The sequence below is a fragment of the Dysosmobacter segnis genome, from assembly GCF_014297285.1.
GTDB classification, from domain to species: Bacteria; Bacillota; Clostridia; order Oscillospirales; family Oscillospiraceae; genus Oscillibacter; species Oscillibacter segnis.
This window is the reverse complement of sequence record NZ_JACOQI010000117.1, coordinates 1-569: the sequence shown is the minus strand read 5'-3', so window position 1 is coordinate 569 and position 569 is coordinate 1. Positions and strand designations below refer to the sequence as shown.

Here is a 569-nt window from a genome sequence, read left to right as displayed (position 1 = left end):
GCCGATTGCGGGCGGGCCATTACCCGATGCGTTGGCAAGAACAACAATGTATATTATTCTTGCTCAACCTACAAGAACCGTTCCCGGACAGCCTGCACCATGCACTCAATCAAGCATGAACGGCTGGAGGCTGCTGTTTTGTTCGCTGTACAGCATCAGGTACATTTGGCTGTTTCCTACTCGGAAATCGTCACGCAGATCAATTCCGCTCCAATCAAAAAAAGCCAGTCTTACCGACTGGACGATCTGATAGCTGCAAAAGAGCGGGAACTGACAAAGATAACACGCTACAAGCAATCTCTTTATCAGGACTGGAAAGACGGTGAAATCACCCAGCAGGAATACCGGGATATGAAGGCTGACTATGAACGGCAGACTTCTGATATTTCCGCGGTGCTTACCCGGCTGAACGCTGAACGCGCAGAACTGGCAAACGGTGTGGACAACGAGCATCCTGCACTGGTAGCCTTTATGAAGTATCAGAACATTGAAGCCCTCAACCGTGAAATCTTGGTTGAACTTGTGGACTATATCAAGGTCTATGAAAACGGCAATATCAGCGTGAAATT

Annotated in this window: 2 pseudogenes; both read left to right on the top strand. The window is 48.3% G+C overall.

Going from position 1 to position 569, the window contains the following annotated elements:
• Nucleotides 1–18: 18 nt before the first annotated feature.
• Nucleotides 19–81: pseudogene (locus tag H8Z83_RS20480) on the top strand (hypothetical protein); the annotation flags it as partial.
• 57 nt (nt 82–138) lie between these two features.
• A pseudogene (locus H8Z83_RS19325) lies at nt 139–569 on the top strand (recombinase family protein); the annotation flags it as partial.